The organism is bacterium (assembly GCA_013360215.1).
Taxonomy (GTDB): Bacteria; CLD3; CLD3; order SB21; family SB21; genus JABWCP01.
On sequence record JABWCP010000043.1, the window covers coordinates 1 to 15,894 of the forward strand.

Annotated in this window: 15 protein-coding genes; 2 read left to right on the forward strand and 13 right to left on the reverse strand. The window is 42.1% G+C overall.

The window, feature by feature from the left end; genetic code table 11:
* Positions 1-280 (forward strand): single-stranded DNA-binding protein (locus HUU58_15480; GenBank protein ID NUN47075.1); only part of this gene is annotated, 280 nt, incomplete at its 5' end.
* Positions 281-525: 245 nt separating this feature from the next.
* Here the strand turns inward: HUU58_15480 and HUU58_15485 are convergent.
* From HUU58_15485 to HUU58_15545, 13 genes are all read right to left on the reverse strand, one after another.
* Entirely contained in the window at positions 526-1,407 is an 882-nt protein-coding gene (locus HUU58_15485; GenBank protein NUN47076.1) for a Fic family protein, read from the reverse strand.
* 101 nt (positions 1,408-1,508) lie between these two features.
* Positions 1,509-1,946, reverse strand: a complete 438-nt coding sequence (locus HUU58_15490; GenBank protein NUN47077.1) for a VOC family protein — start codon at positions 1,944-1,946, stop codon at positions 1,509-1,511.
* 148 nt (positions 1,947-2,094) lie between these two features.
* On the reverse strand, positions 2,095-2,304 hold the full coding sequence (locus HUU58_15495) for a KOW motif-containing protein (protein NUN47078.1): 210 nt from the start codon (positions 2,302-2,304) through the stop codon (positions 2,095-2,097).
* A 96-nt stretch (positions 2,305-2,400) separates the two neighbouring features.
* Positions 2,401-3,990, reverse strand: a complete 1,590-nt coding sequence (locus tag HUU58_15500; GenBank protein NUN47079.1) for an L-serine ammonia-lyase, iron-sulfur-dependent, subunit alpha — start codon at positions 3,988-3,990, stop codon at positions 2,401-2,403.
* 252 nt (positions 3,991-4,242) lie between these two features.
* On the reverse strand, positions 4,243-4,698 hold the full coding sequence (locus tag HUU58_15505; GenBank protein NUN47080.1) for a nuclear transport factor 2 family protein: 456 nt from the start codon (positions 4,696-4,698) through the stop codon (positions 4,243-4,245).
* Between the two features lie 268 nt (positions 4,699-4,966).
* Positions 4,967-7,375: a DEAD/DEAH box helicase family protein gene (locus HUU58_15510; protein NUN47081.1), complete on the reverse strand. Its 2,409-nt coding sequence runs from the start codon at positions 7,373-7,375 to the stop codon at positions 4,967-4,969.
* Between the two features lie 168 nt (positions 7,376-7,543).
* Complete coding sequence (locus HUU58_15515) at positions 7,544-8,989, reverse strand: putative DNA binding domain-containing protein (GenBank protein NUN47082.1); 1,446 nt, start codon at positions 8,987-8,989, stop codon at positions 7,544-7,546.
* Positions 8,986-10,146 (reverse strand): restriction endonuclease subunit S, encoded by a 1,161-nt coding sequence (locus HUU58_15520; GenBank protein NUN47083.1) that lies wholly within the window; start codon positions 10,144-10,146, stop codon positions 8,986-8,988. The genes HUU58_15515 and HUU58_15520 overlap by 4 nt, the downstream gene beginning before the upstream one ends.
* A gap of 124 nt (positions 10,147-10,270) precedes the next feature.
* Positions 10,271-10,561, reverse strand: a complete 291-nt coding sequence (locus tag HUU58_15525) for a GIY-YIG nuclease family protein (protein ID NUN47084.1) — start codon at positions 10,559-10,561, stop codon at positions 10,271-10,273.
* Positions 10,558-12,036, reverse strand: coding sequence for an N-6 DNA methylase (locus tag HUU58_15530; protein NUN47085.1), 1,479 nt, complete (start codon positions 12,034-12,036; stop codon positions 10,558-10,560). Before HUU58_15530 ends, HUU58_15525 begins: the two co-directional genes overlap by 4 nt.
* Positions 12,037-12,194: 158 nt before the next feature.
* On the reverse strand, positions 12,195-12,533 hold the full coding sequence (locus HUU58_15535) for a hypothetical protein (protein NUN47086.1): 339 nt from the start codon (positions 12,531-12,533) through the stop codon (positions 12,195-12,197).
* Positions 12,514-12,840 carry a hypothetical protein gene (locus HUU58_15540; protein NUN47087.1) on the reverse strand — a complete coding sequence of 109 codons (327 nt, stop codon included), beginning with the start codon at positions 12,838-12,840 and terminating at the stop codon, positions 12,514-12,516. Before HUU58_15540 ends, HUU58_15535 begins: the two co-directional genes overlap by 20 nt.
* 489 nt (positions 12,841-13,329) lie before the next feature.
* On the reverse strand, positions 13,330-15,369 hold the full coding sequence (locus HUU58_15545; GenBank protein NUN47088.1) for a M13 family metallopeptidase: 2,040 nt from the start codon (positions 15,367-15,369) through the stop codon (positions 13,330-13,332).
* 399 nt (positions 15,370-15,768) lie between these two features.
* On the opposite strand from HUU58_15545, the gene HUU58_15550 reads away from it, so the two are divergent.
* The coding region (locus HUU58_15550; GenBank protein ID NUN47089.1) for a single-stranded DNA-binding protein at positions 15,769-15,894 on the forward strand (126 nt) is incomplete at its 3' end.

Consider the following 15,894-nt stretch of genomic DNA (forward strand, 5'->3'; position numbering starts at 1 on the left):
CGGCCAGTATTTGAAAAAAGGGTCTCTGGTATGCGTGGAGGGTCCGATGAAAACACGTCGGTGGGATGACAAGAGCGGGGGTAAACATGCGTTGACGGAGGTGGTCGCCGAAACAATGCAGATGTTGGGCAGCCGTTCGTCAAAACAAAACGTCCATGACGACGATGCATCGGATGAAACCGGCATCGAAAACGAAACCCATGACGATGCCGCTGAAATCGTTTCTGAAAATGAGTACTCGGAACATACGGTCGTCCGTACCGACGAAGTACCCTTCTGATCTTAATTATCCTTCCATAACTCCTTTCACAGGTAACAAAAATCCCCGGCCAATCGGTCGGGGTTTTTGTTTATTGATGACGAAAATAGATGGCAAATGTTAATCCCTTCGCCTTTGGAAGCGGTACATCGCGCCCGGCAAACAAGACGAGGACTGTGGCGAAAAGTCAGCGGCGTGGAGAGGGTACAACAAGCGCGGGATATATTTTAAGAGTAAAGTTTGTGATGGTTGAAGAGTATTTTCTTTTAATCGTTTTCTTCGTAGTAATACGAATAGTCAATTCCTTTCATAAACATTTCCCTATCATTGATTTTGGTTGTTAATGCTTTTTTTAAAAGCTTTTTAAGCGCATCGTTTTTTGTCGGGCTTTGCATCATGGCGTTCATATAGTCGCGTTTACTTATTTGGCTCCAATCTACACATTTTTTGAGACGCTTTTTTAAAATCAAATCCAGCCAGATTCGGGCGCTACGACCATTGCCTTCCATGAAAGGGTGTGCAATGTTCATTTCTATATCTTTATTTACTATGTCGTCAAAAGTAGTTTCGGGCATTTTTTCTATTTGTTTTAAAGTTTCACCTAAAAAACCTGAAACGGCAAATCGGAAACCGCTTTTTGAAATGTTTTTTTTTCGGATTTGTCCTGCGAATTCATACAAGCCGCCAAACAGATAAGCATGTATCTGTTGCAATCCCTTGGTGGTGCCTACTTCTATGCTGTTGATGAAAGAGCTTTCAAAAAGGGCATAGGCCTTGGTTTTACTTTTTCCGTCTATACTTTCATTACTGTACGTAAACCATTCGATAAACCGGTTGGCTCTTGTTCCGGGAAAAGTTTTTCCTAAGGCTATGATACCGTTATAGTCAAGCATGTCAGACATGCGTTTTTTGCCATCCGGTGCCAGTAATTTCAACTGGGTAGTGGCACTAACCACTTGACTACGCTCTTTTTTGAGCTTGGCTTTCAGGTATTTCCAGTAGTTACGAGCTTTGGTATAATCATCTTGATCGGTAAGCACCGCCACAATATCTAACACTGAAAACCACCACTTAGCATTTTGTTCGTCCCATACGGCTCGCACTTCACGGTCATTAAAAAAACGTATGGATATTTTGGCAGTGCTCATAATACGCGTTTGTATATTAACTTTATTCAAGTTGCCTTGTAATTCAATGATTCAATGCCGGCAGAACTTTTCATTTTCTCGCAGCCTTCAACTTTCCTCGGCTATATCTGTCCTTTGTATCTTGCATCAAAATCTACCATCCACTCGATTCCATATTTGTCTCTAAACATACCAAAATAGGAACCCCAAGGACTGTCAGAAATAGGCATTTCAATTTGTCCACCCTCCGAAAGCCCATGGAATATTTTGTCGGCTTCTTCTTTGCTTTCTGCGCTGACTACAATTTTGCTTCGATTCTCATTTTCGTTAGTCCGTCCCAATATTTCGGGTACATCATTGGCCATTAATATACTTTTACCGATCGGTAAAGCGATGTGCATTATTTTATTGGCCTCATGTTCGGCGACCGGAAAGTCAGCGCTGGCCAAATCTTTGAAGCGAATTATTTTTGCGAACTCGCCGCCAAATACGGATTTGTAAAAATTGAAAGCTTCTTCCGCATTGCCGTTGAAATTGATGTGGGGATTGATACTCGCCATACCGGTAACTCTTTCAGTTGATTTAACTTTTTAACGTTGAAGCCAAAAATTTTCATACTTGGTGGCAGGGGACTCCGGGCTATCCCGCAAACTTCCGGGATACAAAGTGCCAAGTTTCCACGTCAGTCCGTCGGGTACAAAACCCGTGTTATGGGGCGTTTTTTTTGTTCTTTACGACTTCCACATTTCTGCCAAGGGTCTTAAATCTAACACCATTACTTTGCAAAACAGTGATAGTAATGTGTCCCGTTTTACTGGTATTCAGATCTTGCACAATGCCGGCTTTTCCCTTATGTGTGCCACCGATGACAATACAGGAGTCTCCGTTTTTTAGTTTTTTGGTTTTGGTATTGTCCATAGTATGCGCTTTCGATGTTTCATTATAAATAATGGGAAATCGTAGAGTACAATTCCGTCGTACCGAAAAGATATGCGGATGAAAAAAAAGGGTGGATTAACACACCTTAAAAAACTTCTTGTTGCTCTCCGCTTGGTTCTTTTCGAGCGTCGCTTCTATTTTTTTGGCGGTTTTGGTGATAGCCAGGCCGCCCAGTCCGGTACACCGCAATGTATTGGGTATGGCGTCGCCCACCTTTTTCATGGTTTCAATTACTTCGTCCAATGGAATAAGGTGATTATAGTTGGACAAGGCCATATTGGCGCAGGACAATGCGTTGGTCGCGGCCATGACGTTTCTATTCAAGCAGGGCGCTTCCACGCGGTCGGCGATCATGTCGCAAATCATGCCTAAAGACGACTGCAACGCCATCGAAGAAGCCGCCAGCGCCTGATCGAGCGTGCCTTTTTTTATTCCCACGATACCGGCCGCCGCCATGCCTGATCCGGATCCGCATTCGGCCATACAGCCGCCCACCTCGGCCGCAAACGTAGCATGCGCCGCAATAAATACGCCTATGATACCGGCCGCCAGCATCGCTTTTACCATCTCGTCTTGCGAAAGATGGAGCGCATCGCTCAAACCGATAACAGCCCCGGGTAATGCGCCGCACGATCCCGCTGTAGGGGCCGCCACGACCACGCCCATCGAACTTTTCACTTCCATCATGGCCGACGTGTATAGTATCACCCGGTTTAATACATCGCCTTCGATCAACTTCTTGTCCTTCATCTGCTGTTGAAATTCTACAGATTGTGCGCCTAATATACGATCGGCGTAGGTCGTTCCTTTTAGGCCAAGAGCAATGGCGTTTTGCATGATCTCTACGATGGCACGCATTTTTTCAAAAACTTCCTGCCTCGTGATATTACCGCGCATGCTTTCATAGTCAACGGCCAGTTCCCACAATTCCAGGTTTTTTCCTTTGTTATACGCCAGCATTTCTTCGCATGTGATAAAAGGAACGGTTAAGTCTTTTCGGGACATCACCGGCAGGACCGGATTCAGTTTTTTTATAAAAAGCACATCGTCTATGGATTGCAATTCGCGACAGAGCTGATCGGGGAGAAACTGATTGGATTTGATTTCGATGAAAGTAGATTTTCCTTTTCGCAATCCGATCTCATCGCATGGAAACGATTTTTCGATGAACGAAATAATCTCGCCGGGCGACTTCACGTAAACAAGCGTTTGATAAAAGTCTCCGGCCATGCGGACTTGCGCGCCATCGATCTCTATGACTTCGATCATTCCGCCGCCGGTAGAGATGGCGGTGAGTTCCCTTGTTTCAGACGCATTGCTTAATGTTATTTTGTACGTATTGGGGTGGGTAGCGCCGATGGGATGAATCGCGATCTTTATGTCTATGCCGGCTTCATCTACGGCCTGCTGATAGTCGGGTAGGCGTTCCTCATAGGCTTCCCATCCCAGAAATCCGCCAAACAACCCCATATCCGAACCTTGCCCTTTGTGCGTGGTTGCGAGCGAGCCGTCGGGATCAAATTCGATATAAACTTCCCGGATATCACCGTCCATAAGGTCACGGCCTATGCGGCCTATCCGCAGCGACGCGGCACAATGCGAACTGGATGGTCCTCGCATGACCGGACCGATGACATCGTTGAAAATACTGGGATAGGTTTTCATCGTTGTTTTTTCATTCTTAGTTTATATCCGGTAGCATGATGGGACGGCCTCACCGCACGGTGTAAGCTTCTGATTTTTTCATGGAAAATAAGCCGTGAGGGGTTACAAATAGTCACATAATGTGGGAACTAAAACCCCATTTGTCAATTGAATTTTCAAAAGAATAGAGCGGCCTCGTAGGAGGCTGACGAAATCATAGGCCTTAGAAACGCTTTGTGGCTTGCCGGAGTGGGGGATTGCGGGATTGAATCTTTAATTTCGACTAATTAGAGTAGAATGGAGATGTTTTACCTTCCATTGATTTTTTTGGTTTTCTAAAAATACTGATTCAAGCCATTGTATGGTAGTTTGTTTGCTGTCTTTGGTGATTGTTGACTTGAGTCGGTATGTTACCCATGCTGTATGGGTATCTGTTTCGGTGTTGATGAATTCAAAAGTATTGGTACGATTAAAATCGGGATCGGTATTCCTGGTGATGGCTTTATGGATCAAGGTGTCAATATTCCAAACCTGTCCGTATTCATACAAAGTAATGTCGGCAGTGCAATGGGCTTTAAGATTTACCGAATCTCGTTTTGATAAAGCTTCAAACATTTTTACAACGGTTTGCTGAACTTCTTGCCGGTCTTTTGTCAATAGTTGTTGTGCCTGCAAAAATGTCGCAAGAGAAGCTGTAATGAGTAGAAGAAATGCTTTTTTCAATATCATTGATTTATTTCTTGGTTATCAAAAATTGTGAGGCGTCCGAATGTATAGCAGCCAATGTTTTCCGGCTTGGCGTTCGGGAGGAAATTCGGAGCACAAAAGTTCAATCGAAGAACTGCACCTGAATCTGCCACAAAACTGTCATACGAAGCACTGTACCCGCGATTGCGCCAAACCGCTGTTACCAGCTACTCTTCTTTTCTGTCGTATTGTTCTCTGTTCATGTTGATGTGTCTTGGTGCGTTGGCTGTATGTGTTTGTTGTCCTGTCATTACGCTGCTTTCTGTTTGTAAAGATGTTCTTGAAATTCTATAAACAGTCTGCTGATGTTTGCCACGTCTCCCAAAATTTCTTTTGCGTCTTCCAATGATTGATACTTGTTAGTCAGCAAGATTGGTAATTTTTCTTGGTCGAGTTCGTCCACGCCTGTTTCAATGTATTTACTCAAAACGAACGTGATAAACTCTTTTTGTTTGTCGTTGAGTAAGGCAAAAATTGTCGCTTCTGCTGCTTTGGCTCTTGCTTCTCTTGTCATTGCGATATAGTCGCCATTAAAAACGTATTCCAACACATCATACAAGTCGCTTTTTTCCATATCTACCAACTTTTGTAAAGTCAGTAAATCGTCTTTCGGGAAACCTGCTGATTCCAAATTCTCCAACAAAACTTTTCGGGTAATTGGATTGCTCCAAATTTTTCGCAATTCTTCTTCGTCTTTGAAAAGCTTAGGCAATTCACCAAACAAATTATTCAAAAATTCTTCTGCTGAAATGGGTTTGCCGTCTGCACTCCAAAACGAAGTGGAAACCATATGTTGGATTTCTCGCTCTTTGCCGTTTTTCAGTTTGATTTTTACTTTTTTCTTGCAAACACATGGTATCTGACCACATTTTTCACAAGGTTTTGGTGGTTCTATTATGCAAATACAAGGTCTTTCTCCGCAAATGGGGCAATGTTCTGGTGGAACGTATTCGCACTCACACGGATTTTGTCCGCACTTTTTGCACGGTTCTTCTTCCAAAGGCTCTCCGTCCCATTCGGGGTCTGAAAAGTGTTTGTAGGCATCAACAAAGTCGTAAATGGTAAAAAACTCTTTGCCGTCAAACAAACGTGTGCCACGCCCAACGATTTGTTTAAACTCAATCATTGAGTTGACAGGACGAAGCAAAACGATATTCCGAATGTTCCTTGCATCAACTCCCGTAGAAAGTTTTTGCGAAGTAGTCAGAATAGTTGGGATTGTTTTTTCGTTGTCCTTAAATTCACGCAACAGTCTTTCACCTTCTTCTCCATCATTGGCAGTAACACGAACACAATAAAACGGGTCTTTACTTTTTGCGTTTTGGTTTACCAAATCTCTAATCAAAGCTGCGTGTCCTTGATTGGCACAAAAGATTATTGCCTTTTCGTTTTGGTTGGCTTCATCTAAAAAGATATTTACCCGTTTGGCTTCTCGTTCTACAATTTCAATGGTGCGGTTAAAGTCTTTTTCTTCATACAACTTGCCTTCTTCAATTTCGCCTTCCACAATCGTGTCGTCCGAAGTGTAGCGGTAATCGTCCAAAGTGGTTTTGATGCGTTTTACTTTGAAAGGCGTTAAAAAGCCGTCATTGATGCCTTCTTTCAGCGAATAGATGTAAACAGGTTCACCAAAGTATTTGTAAGTATCAACATTGTCTTTTCGCTTGGGTGTTGCGGTTAAACCCAATTGCACTGCCGGACTGAAATATTCTAAAATGCTTCGCCAATTGCTTTCGTCATTTGCTCCGCCACGGTGGCACTCGTCAATGATGATAAAATCAAAATAGTCGGCTGGATATTCGCCAAAGTAGGGTGTAGGCTTTCCTTCTGCATCCGTGCCACTCATAAAGGTTTGAAAAATGGTAAAGAAAATACTGCCGTTGGTCGGCACTTTTCCGTTTTTCTTTATCTCGTTGGGTTTTATCCGAACTAAAGCATCTTCGGGAAATGCTGAAAATGAATTGTAGGCTTGGTCGGCTAATATGTTTCTGTCGGCTAAAAATAAAATTCTCGGTCTTCGGTTGCCGTCTCGTTTTAAGTTCCAACGGGTTTGAAAAAGTTTCCAAGCTATTTGAAAAGCGATTGCCGTTTTTCCTGTTCCTGTGGCAAGGGTGAGTAAAATTCTTTCTTTGCTTTGTGCAATGGCTTCAACGGTTCGTTGAACGGCTATTTCCTGATAATATCTTAACTGCCAACTTCCGCTTTTGTCTTCAAATGGAACATTAGCAAACTTTTCTCGCCACACTTCGACAAGCTCAGTGTTCGAGCTTTTTGGGTAGGTTTTATTCCAAAGTTCCTCAGGGCTTAGAAAATCTGTTACCAAACCTTCTTTGCCTGTTATCATACAGATTTGGTAAATGGCTTTTCCGTTGGTGCTGTATGTGGTTTCTAATTTTAATTTCTCCGCATATTTCTTGGCTTGCATTACGCCTTCGCCAACTTCCAATTCATCACTTTTAGCTTCAACCACTGCCAACTTGATGCCTTTGTAAACCAACACATAATCGGCAATTTCTCTTTTGCCCCTGCCACCACCTGTTTGAATTTTACCTGCCGTTATGTTGTATTCACGAAGGACTTTAGAACCTTCCACAACGCCCCAACCGCAAGCTATTAGCTTTGGGTCTATGAGTTCTGCTCTTGTTTCTGCTTCGTTCATAATTTCTCTTTTATCAAATGACCATCAAATAAAATCGGTCTGCCAATCACATAACCATCACATAATAAAGCGTTGATTATCAAAGATTTGAATTGGATATTGGCGCCACCTATCACATAGCCATCACATAAGAATTCTGAGGTAGTCAAATAACCATCAAATAAGGATTTAAGCCCAAAATGGTATGTAGCTGGCATATTTTCTTGATTTACTGTCTGGGTCATCTTCTTTAATTACTTTATCATCAATGGCATCTCGAATAATGCGGGAAGCAATTGAATAGTTATGGTCTTCAATTTTGAATCTTTCTCTTAAGCTTTGATTGGTCATTTTCTCGTTTGATACATATTTCAAACAAGCGTGTTGATAGCAAGCTCTGATTTTTTCTTTTTTATCTAATTCATTCAAAGTTTTATAACAATACATTGTAACACGAGTTCTATTCTCTGCAACTACCACATTGATGGCAGGCAGTTGATACAATTCATTGTAAAAAATAACCTTGTCTAATCCACTGCCTTTTTCTTCGCAAAAACCCATTCTTCGCATAAGGTCTGCTAATTTTTCATTGCGTGATAAGTAAGCATCAATAAATCGGTCGGGTGTAACCAAAGGCGTTCCAGGATTAGATATTTCAATTCTGTCAGTAAAAATCTCAACCATTGGAAAACCTTTTTCGGTCAAATCCTGATGGATAAGAGCATTAGCAACTAATTCTCTGATGGCGATTTCAGGATACATTCGGGTTTCTTTTCTCAATGCTTTTCCTATTTCTTCATTTGCAGGCAATTGGCTGTTTATCCAATTTACTAAACCTTCAAAACCTAAAGCATAACCTTTGGCTCCAATTTGCTCCCGCTCTGTTTCAACTTTGTTTTTGACCTTGTAAACGATAACACGAACTGATTTTCGTTCCACGCTTTCAAAATCTTTTAACTGCTTAGCAAAAAGCAAAGCCCCTAATTTGGTAATTGCATAACCATTATTCTTTACTACTAAACCTTCATCCATAAACTTATCAATTACGCCTTGCTGATTAGAAGGATACGGCAGTTTCAACAAGTCAAAATAAGCTTCAGTGCTTAGATACTTGGTGATATCCGATGCACTCAGATTGTCTTTTGCAATTTCTTTTTCAAATGGTATAGTATCCTTGTTCCAGATTTTAGCTTGTTTCTGTGGAAACTCATTCAACTTTCTGGTGATGCTGCTCACACGGATGTATGCCTTATGCAGAAATTCAACGGGCTGGTTTTTAGTAGCAGGGATTACATAGATAGAGATGTGTCGGTTTGCGTCATAATCAAACTCATAAACTGCAAAATCAATTCTTGGATTTAATCGGGTAAGCAACCAATGCTCTAAATCCTCATTTCCTTTTTTGGCGGTTTTAGCTTTGAAGGTTGTTCCTTTAATAATTTGAGTTTTGTCTTCTACACCGAAAATCAAATAACCAAATGGCTGATTGTGAATACAAGCACCGTTCGATAAAGCTGAAATACACTCTCCAATTTCTTCTGCTGAATGAAAATTGAGTTTGAACTCCACCCATTCACTTTCGTGTGGCTGTTTTACAAGCTCGTTTAATAATTCTATCAATTGTTGTTCATTCATACCGCAACTGCTTTTTCAGTTTTTAGTTCGACAGGCTCACCACCACGCAATTCCCCCGCAAATGCCTTTTGCAAGATGGATTTTTTCAGTTCTTCCAAATCCTCTATTTTCTTTTGATACACCGCTTCCAACTTTTGCGTTTCGGCCCGCAGGGCATCTAATTGGCGGACGATAGTTTGTTGTTCTTCAATGGAAGGAATTGGAATTGGAATTTTATTTAGCATTGCCTGATTTAATTTGGGCTGTGCCATTCCGCTTACATAATCATCTATTCTAATTGAGTTGATATAAACTTCAACAAATTTTTGAGTGACGGTATTTGGAAACTTCAAAACGTGTGTGTGATTATTTACCCAAGTTTTTCCTGAAATTGAAAAAGCAATCGGATAGGTTCTTGTTAAAAGGTTTGCACCATCTTCTGAAACACAAAGTAAATCTTCATTAAAAAGGTAGTCGGCTACGTAATCAACGATTCCTGATGCACCATAATAAGGTATATCTCCGCTTTTCCTTTGGTTTTTGGTAATCGGAACCCTTTTACTGTCGAGATTTTCCGAAATCTGATTTAATGTTTTTGTTTCCCAATTTCCATTCTCAAACAACCCCTGCAAATAACTTTCAAAAAGTTCTTTGGCGTTTTTGAGGTTTTTTATGGCGGCATTTCGACTTCGCTCAATGACCTCAAAGGCTTCATCTAATATGGAAACTATGCGTTGTTGTTCGGGGAGAGGGGGAAGAGGGATTGGAATTTTATTCAGCATTGCCTGATTTAATTTAGGTTGTGCCATTCCACTCACATAGTCATCAACTCTAATTGAGTTCAAATAAAGTTCAATAAATTTTTGTGTGTTGAAATTTTTAAAACGTAAGACGTGTGCGTGATTGTTTACCCAAGTTTTACCTGAAATTGAAAATGCAATTGGATATGTTCTTGCTAATAGATTTGCCCCATCTTCCGAGACACACAGTAAATCTTCATCAAAAATGTAATCAGAAACATAATCAACTATTCCAGAAGCTCCGTAATAAGGTATATCTCCTTTTGTTCTTTTGCTTTGAGTTATAGGTATTCGTTTACTATCTAAGTTTTCACAAACTTCCCCCAACTTCTTTATTTCCCAACCCTTCGGCAGGCTCAGTGTATCACCTTGCTTCACAACAGTTCCAAAATTGAGTAAGTAATATCGTTGCCTTCGAGTACCTCAGGCAACGAGAGCCTCAGGCATCGGGCATTATCGGTGGTTGAGGTTCTCGAAACCACCGTATGTAAGTTCTGTTTATTCATTTAATATCTCTATAGGCTTTTGACAAGTCGGGTAACTTCTCTGTTTGTGAATTAATCAATGCTTCTTTTTTTCTCCTGCTCCAGCCTTGTACTTGTTTCTCTCTGTAAAAGGCCTCGTCAATTCGTTGAAACTCTTCAAAATAAACCAACTTAACGGGTAGTCGTTTTTTGGTATGGTTTGCCCCTTCTCCTTCTTGGTGTTGTGCCAACCTTAACTCCAGATTATTGGTACTTCCGGTGTAATAACTACCATCAGCACATTCCAAAATATACATCCATCCGTTCATATCAAATCTGCAATTCCTTTCAGTATTTCAGCACTTTCTTCGTCCAATGCTTTCATTTCTTCCAAAATCTCGTGTGGTGAGCGCAGTCGAACCACTTCCTTTTTATTCGGGTTTTTTACGCTCAAATCAAAAGTGTTTTGGTCAATGTCTTTCACATTTACCGTCCAAGAGTTTTCACTATCGGCAAAGTTTTTTTGTAGTTCCACAAACTCCGCCAAATCGTTTTCATTCAATGGATTTGTCTTTCCTAAATTGCGGTCGAGGCTCAACTGGTAAAACCAAACCTTTTGTGTGGCTTTGCCTTTTTCAAAAAACAACACTACGGTTTTTACGCCTGCACCAGTAAAGGTGCCACCGGGCAAATCCAACACGGTATGCAGATTGCAATTTTCTAACAAGGTTTTGCGTATGGCAACGGTGGCATTATCGGTATTGCTCAAAAACGTGTTTTTAATAACCACACCTGCCTTGCCACCTGCTTTCAAAATTTTAATAAAGTGCTGCAAAAACAGCGAAGCGGTTTCGCCTGTTTTGATGGGGAAGTTTTGTTGCACTTCGGCACGTTCCTTTCCACCAAATGGCGGATTGGCAAGCACCACATCATAGCGGTCTTTTTCCTGTATGTCGGCAAGGTTTTCAGCAAGCGTGTTGGTGTGTATGATGTTGGGCGCTTCCACACCGTGCAAAATCATATTCATTATGCCAATGATATACGCCAATGATTTTTTCTCTTTGCCGTAAAAGGTGCGTTTTTGCAGTATCTCGGTTTCTTTGGTAGAAAGTCCCTGCCCTGAGCCTGTCGAAGGGGATTTGCTGTTTCGCAAGTAATCGAACGCTTCGCAAAGGAATCCTGCACTACCAACAGCACCGTCATAAATTTTGTTGCCAATTTTAGGGTCAACCACTTTTACAATGGTGGTAATGAGCGGTCGGGGGGTATAGTATTCGCCACCGTTTCGCCCCGCATTGCCCATATTTTTGATTTTGTCTTCATACAAATGGCTCATTTCGTGCTTCTCTGCGTGGGTGCGGAAACGCAACTCGTCAATGCGGTTAATCACTTCACGCAAATTGTAGCCGCTTTGTATGCGGTTTTTCAGTTCACTGAAAATCTCACCAATCTTGTATTCAATGGTGTCGGCACTTTCGGCACTCGTCTTAAACTTTTTCAGGTAAGGAAAGAGTTTGTTGTTTACAAAGTCGGTAAGATCGTCACCTGTCAGGGCTTTGTGGTAGTCCAGTTTTCCGTCTTTGCCTTTTGGCATTGCCCAAGCTGTCCATTGGTATTTTTTATCAATGATAGGCGTGTAGGTCTTGCCTGTAAGTTCAGCAGCTGTGGCTCGGTCTTTCTCCAAGTCGTCCAAATATTTAAGGAACAAAATCCAAGAGGTTTGCTCCACATAATCCAATTCACTGCCGCAACCTGCGTCTTTGTGAAGAATATCGTCTATATTTTTAAAGGTTTGTTCGAACATTATTTATCTCTGTTTTTATCAATTTGTAAAGTTATCATTCTTGTCTGTGCGTAGGCAAAAAAATGGCTCTTTTGGTTTTTGCGAAGGGTCGGCTTGTGTGTCAGGCAAAACCAAATGTACCACTTTTGGGGAGGTACTGTTATAGGGCGTTTTTCTTGTCATTTGTAATAATAATACCAATTGCTTTCGTAGTTTTTGTCAAAATTTTCTTTACTGTCCAAATAAACCTGAATGTCAGTTCTTTTGAAATAATTGAACTCGTCAAATGGTTTTACTAAGTCAAAGTATTTGTCTGCCCAATTCTTTTTAATTTCAGGCTTGTCATATTCTTTAACTTTCTCGTCTGTAAACAAAAAAAAAGTTGGAATAGTAAAACCGATAGATATTGTCCAAATATCTTTGTTATCAAACGACTTAATAAATTCTTCTGTCTTGTTTTGATTTATTTTATATGTCGCTTCTAGTTTTGCAATTGGCTCAAATGCACCATAAGCCACAAAAACATCGTCCGTTAAATAAATTCCGTTCTTTGTTATTTCCGAATATATTTGAAAAGGAACCGTTATTTTTTGAAAGTCCTTGTAGCTTAATTATCTCAGTAAATTTTTCTCCAATTGCTTTTTGTTTCGATTTGTCAAAATATGAAATGTCGTGAGTCAAGAATTTGTTTTTCTCTTTTTCATATTCAAAGCAAATTTGAATTCTTGGTGTTTTATTGTCCACTGTGTCGTAAATAATATTAATCGTTTTTACGTCAAACGTTTTGTCAATCCACTCCGCAAGAGGAGCAAACTCGGGCTTCATCCTTTCTGTCCCAAGGATTATTCGCTTTGTTTGAGTGTACTCTTTGTCAGAAGGTAATATCATTTTGTTGTTGTCGTCTTTTGAAATGCCCTATAACTAGTTTATAGCCCTGATTTTTTCATCCTTATCCAGTAAATATTAGATAGATAAAGATGGTTTTAGGGATTTCTATTATGTTATGTTAGAATGTGCGAGAAAAATTAATAAAGAAAAGATGCGCTTAATCTCTCAGGTACGAACGGCATTTATTTCCCTGTGCCGTCTTCCGCTGATACCGTACGAAAAAATATATAGCCAATTTATGGAATTGGCTATATTTATTTTTATTTGTGCTTATCGGGAAAACTCCTATACGTCATGGTGCGTGGGGGACCCGGTTTAGTACCCTCCGTCTTCGACTTTGCTCAAGACGGAAGGGTTCTCTTTCATCGGTGAGCCAACCCGATAAACACGTTTCCATTTGATAAAAAAATTTAAAACACCGCTGATCTACCAGATGCTGACCCGTTCGTTTTCGGGTCTGTACATCGCGTCGCCGGGCTTGATACCAAAAACTTCGTAAAACTTGACATTATTGGAAAGGGGACCGATGACGCGGTGCTGTGCCGGTGCGTGTACGTCGGACATGATGCGGCTGGCGAGCATTTCCGGGCGCATCTGGATCATCCATGCGTACGCGTACGCGAGGAAATACCTTTCGTCGGGCGTCAGACCGGCTACTTTTTGATTGTTTTTGTATTGGGCAGAGCGTTTGAAAGCATCGTAGCCCAGTTCTACGCCGCCGAGATCGGCGATGTTTTCGCCCAGCGTCGCTTCGCCGCGCAGGTGCATGCTGTCGAGCACCACGTAGTTATTAAACTGCGTCACCAGCATTTTGGTTTTGGCTTCAAAACGGGCGCGGTCTTCTTTGGTCCACCAGTTATTCAGTTTGCCCGTTTCGTCGTATTGGCTGCCCTGATCATCGAAGCCGTGTATGATCTCATGACCAAACGTGCTGCCGCCGATAATACCGTATAAGATCGCATCGTCGGGCATCGTTTTACCAAAACCCGGGACGATGATATTGGCGGCGGGTACCACGATTTCGTTATTGGTCGGATCGTAATACGCATTATACGTTTGCGGGGTGATATTCCACTCCGTGCGATCTACGGGTTTACCGTATTTGCCGATCATGAAGTCAAATTCATACACATTGGCGCGCATCACATTGGCAACATAGGTGTCCCGTTCGACGGACAGACGGCTGTAGTCGCGCCATTGGTCGGGGTGTCCGACTTTCATCGCCATCGTTTGCAGTTTGAGCAAAGCGCGCTCACGTGTCGCGTCACTCATCCAGCTTACTTTTTCGATACGTTCGCGGCATACGTCGCGGATATTATTTCCGATTTCGAGTAATTTTTCTTTGGTACCCTTGGGTAGATATTCCTCTACATAGACCTGGCCGATGACTTCACCCAAAGCGCGATTGGTGCGTTCGACGACGCGTTTCCAGCGCGGTTTCATTTGTTTGACGCCGTACAGGGTCTTGGAATAAAAATTAAAATTTTCGTCCACCAGCGCTTGATTGAGGTAAGCGGCATACGTGCCGATCACACTCCACCGCAGATAGGCTTTCCATGCGTCCAGAGAAGTATTTTTGACGGCGTTTTCCACTTCTTTAAAAAATTCCGGTTGTCCTACGATCACGGAATCTACGTTTTTCAGGCCGGTGTTTTGGAAAAAGACATTCCAGTCAAACGACGGGGTGAGTTTGGAAAGTTCGGCGACACTCATTTTGTTATAGTTGGCATACGGATCGCGCAGGCCTTCGAGCGTACGGCTGGCTTTGGCTAAGTTTTTTTCCAAAGCGAAAATATGATCGGCGAAAGCGCGCGCTTGGTCGGGCGTTTCTCCGATGATTTCAAAATTGCGAAACAAATGTTTTTGATACGCTGCACGAATGCCGGTGGTGCGTTCGTCGTTTTTGAAATAATAGTCACGATCCGGCAAACCCAGTCCGCCTTGATTGAGCGCGACGGCGTATTCGGTCGGTTTTTTATCGTCTTTGTAGATATTAAATGAAAAAATCGGATCGCCGTTGATCTGATGCAGGCGTGCGGCTACCGCAGCCAAGTCGCTCATGGACTTCATGGCGTCAATGCGATCCAGTTCCGATTTTAAGGGCGTGATACCGGCTTTTTCCGATGCGGCGCTATCCATACCGCTGGCGTAAAAATCACCGATTTTCTGTTTATTGCTGCCTTTGGGCGCTTTGGCTTCTTGCGCGGATTTTTCGCAGATCTCCCGTACGGCGGTGCGTGTCTCTTCGCCGATCGTCAGCCACAATCCGTTGGAGGATTCCGACTCAGGAATAGGATTGCGTTTGAACCAGCCGCCATTGGCATGCAGGAAAAAATCTTGGCCGGGGGTGACCGAGCTGTCGCGGTTATTTACCAGCGGATCGGGGAGTGTTTCGACGTTTTGGGGTGCACAACCCAGATACATAACCGTGCAGACTATCGCAATAAAAAAACATGAACGTAACATGGTAAAGGGTGCCTTTCTGTATTCAGTATGCTTACAACGCATAAAAATTAACAGGTTTTAGTAATAAATCAATCCGTATTACGAGGATTAGCGGTCTATCATAAAAATCGAAAAAAGATACGCAAAGCCGAAGTAAAGGTTACAGGATGTATCGGCTCAGAGCATAGAGGATTAGCCGGAGCGGCTTGTGAATATTTAGTACCCCAAAATGCTAAACGTGCGGTGATAAACGGTAAAATCAAAAAAAACGAGGATGGGGCAAATATTGTCAAAAATTGACAGAAAAGAGCCGTCAGCTGACTATAAATTGATCATGTTACGATGATGGAAATGATACAAAAAATGAAACGAAAAAGAATTTACTAATAACACATAAAAACAAAACAAGGAGAACAAGTCATGAACAAAGGAAGTCTGAATCGCGCCGTATTGATCGGTCGTCTGGGCCGTGATCCGCAGGTACGCTATACGCCTACGGGAACGCCGATCACGTCGTTTAGCGTAGCGACGACGCAGGTATTTAAA

What these genes read in the sequence shown, in the direction of transcription:
- HUU58_15485 (NUN47076.1), bottom strand. Translation starts at nt 1,407, where the DNA reads ATGAGCACTGCCAAAATATCCATACGTTTTTTTAATGACCGTGAAGTG.
- HUU58_15490 (NUN47077.1), bottom strand. Translation starts at nt 1,946, where the DNA reads ATGGCGAGTATCAATCCCCACATCAATTTCAACGGCAATGCGGAAGAA.
- HUU58_15495 (NUN47078.1), bottom strand. Translation starts at nt 2,304, where the DNA reads ATGGACAATACCAAAACCAAAAAACTAAAAAACGGAGACTCCTGTATT.
- HUU58_15500 (NUN47079.1), bottom strand. Translation starts at nt 3,990, where the DNA reads ATGAAAACCTATCCCAGTATTTTCAACGATGTCATCGGTCCGGTCATG.
- HUU58_15505 (NUN47080.1), bottom strand. Translation starts at nt 4,698, where the DNA reads ATGATATTGAAAAAAGCATTTCTTCTACTCATTACAGCTTCTCTTGCG.
- HUU58_15510 (NUN47081.1), bottom strand. Translation starts at nt 7,375, where the DNA reads ATGAACGAAGCAGAAACAAGAGCAGAACTCATAGACCCAAAGCTAATA.
- HUU58_15515 (NUN47082.1), bottom strand. Translation starts at nt 8,989, where the DNA reads ATGAATGAACAACAATTGATAGAATTATTAAACGAGCTTGTAAAACAG.
- HUU58_15525 (NUN47084.1), bottom strand. Translation starts at nt 10,561, where the DNA reads ATGAACGGATGGATGTATATTTTGGAATGTGCTGATGGTAGTTATTAC.
- HUU58_15530 (NUN47085.1), bottom strand. Translation starts at nt 12,036, where the DNA reads ATGTTCGAACAAACCTTTAAAAATATAGACGATATTCTTCACAAAGAC.
- HUU58_15540 (NUN47087.1), bottom strand. Translation starts at nt 12,840, where the DNA reads ATGAAGCCCGAGTTTGCTCCTCTTGCGGAGTGGATTGACAAAACGTTT.
- HUU58_15545 (NUN47088.1), bottom strand. Translation starts at nt 15,369, where the DNA reads ATGTTACGTTCATGTTTTTTTATTGCGATAGTCTGCACGGTTATGTAT.